At 72.6% G+C, this 1,994-nt stretch carries 2 protein-coding genes; one reads left to right on the top strand and one right to left on the bottom strand.

Annotation, left to right across the window (positions count from 1 at the left end; translation table 11 throughout):
• Positions 1–25: 25 nt before the first annotated feature.
• The gene (locus tag AAHZ94_RS33170; RefSeq protein ID WP_349997415.1) at positions 26–973 is read right to left on the bottom strand and encodes a hypothetical protein; all 948 of its coding nucleotides are present in this window, start codon (positions 971–973) and stop codon (positions 26–28) included.
• 423 nt (positions 974–1,396) lie between these two features.
• Here AAHZ94_RS33170 and AAHZ94_RS33165 point away from each other — a divergent pair, with 423 nt between their 5' ends.
• Positions 1,397–1,786 (top strand): DUF779 domain-containing protein, encoded by a 390-nt coding sequence (locus tag AAHZ94_RS33165; protein ID WP_349997414.1) that lies wholly within the window; start codon positions 1,397–1,399, stop codon positions 1,784–1,786.
• The last annotated feature ends 208 nt before the right edge of the window (positions 1,787–1,994 follow it).

Here is a 1,994-nt window from a genome sequence, read left to right as displayed (position 1 = left end):
CGCACCCGGCGACCGGGGCTGCGGATCAGTCCGCGGTGCAGTGCCGCTGCGCGTCCACCCGCACCTTGCGGCCGGTGAACTCCTCCAGGACGGCGATGTTCTCCGGCGCGTAGTTGGTCTTGGTGATCTTGTCCGCGTCGGGGCCGCCGACCACACCGGTGTACGGCGCCGACTTCTCCAACCAGTAGGCCGTACGCAGGAACTGGGTCAGCACCAGCTCGCGCAGCTTGGGCTCGGCCTTGATCTTGGCCCAGTAGTCGGGGTGCTTGTCCTTGGCCACCCGCAGGTAGAGCAGCAGGTAGCGCAGGTTGGTGGCGGCGATGTCGCGGGCGTTGCTGGCGCCAACGCCCTTGATGAACTCGTGCACCACGGTGACGGCCGGCAGCCCCGTCAGCCCGGCGTTCTGCTCGGCCAGCACGCCCTGCAAGCGGTACTCGCCCTGCGTACGGTCCCGCAGATAGGTGTCGTCCATGGATGCGGTGAGCCGGTCCTTGATCAGCGGCAGGATCTCCTTGCGCGGGAACCCGCCGTGCACCGGCACCTGCATCGCCTGGTGGGAGCCGTTGATCCAGGCCGCGATCGACACGTCCCACCTGGTGCGCGACGGGTCGAGGTCCCACATGTGGGTCTCCTCGTGGATGGCCACCATCATCGACTCGGCGAAGCCGTCGAAGCTCCGCTTGTTGACGAACTGGTCCCAGTACTGGTCCTTGGCCTGCGCTATGGCCAGCTTCTCGCCGCTGGGCCAGCGCCGTTGGTACATGGTCTGGAGGGTGCGCATCCAGTTCGCCCCGGTGAACGCGGCCTTGAGGTCGCTCACGTCGGCGGTGGGCTGCGACGGCTCGTCGTAGCAGAAGGGTGCGGCGGCGGCCTCGTCCCGCGGCGCGGGATCGGCCTGGGCCAACTGGCCCGACCCCAGCGACAGGGCCAGACAGCCGACCAGCAGGCTAAGGGTACGTCGTGCACGGCTCACGGGGGCACCTCGTCTCAGAACGAACATGCGGGGGGAGGGAGATGGGACAGGGGCCGAACACGCCCTCTTGTCGTGGACACAACGTAATGACGGCCGTGCGGCGCGCCTACTCCCATTGCGTCATAACCCTGTGGAACGTCTGATGGTGGGGCGAGGCCGGGCGGCAGGGAGCGGGCAACCGCGGTGCGGTGCCGTACGCGCACTCGTACGCGCGCATCCGTACCCGGCCACGCCCGCCCGGCCCAGGGCCGGCCCCACCCCGCGGACCTGGCCGGACACCCCGTGCAACCATCGCGCAACCCCGGGCGGGGTTAGGTGTCCCCGGACGGCTTCGGGGTGGCGCGGGTGCGCCCGCTCCACGGTGGGCTGCCCGTAGGCCGGACTGCCCGTACGCCGGGCCGCGCGGGCGAGGGAGGGGACGGGATGAGGGAGCCGTACGGGGTCTCGCGCGTCGCGTTGACCGAGGCCGCGCAGGAGCTGCTGCGCAGGCTCACCGAGATGCACGGGCCGCTCATGTTCCACCAGTCCGGCGGGTGTTGCGACGGCAGCGCGCCCATGTGCTATCCGCGCGGCGAGTTCCGTACCGGCGCGTCCGACGTGCTGCTCGCCTCGCTCGTCGTGGCCGGGGTGGCCGAGCGGATCGACTTCTGGATGGCGGGCCAGCAGTTCGAGCGGTGGCGCCACACGCATCTGACGGTGGACGTCGTGCCGGGGCGGGGCAGCGGGTTCTCGGTGGAGGCACCCGAGGGCGTGCGCTTCCTGATCCGCTCCCGGCTGCTCAGCGAGGAGGAGCGGCGCCTACTCGACGGGTGAACCGCCCCCGGGAACGGCAGGCGTCGGCACGGGCCGACGCCCCTGAGACGGCGGCTGACGTGGACGGCGCGTCAGCCGCTCAGCCCGGCAGCGGACCGGCCCCGCCCCCCCCCCCCGCGGGCCCCCCCCGCGGCGGGGCCCCCCGGGGGGGGGGGGCGGCCCGGCGGGCGGGGGGGGGGCCGGGGCGGGGGGGGCGTGGGGGGGGGGC

The organism is Streptomyces sp. HSW2009 (assembly GCF_040240285.1).
In the GTDB taxonomy this organism is placed as follows: Bacteria; Actinomycetota; Actinomycetes; order Streptomycetales; family Streptomycetaceae; genus Streptomyces.
Note: the sequence above shows the minus strand (reverse complement) of the source record. Positions and strands in the feature narration are given on the sequence as shown.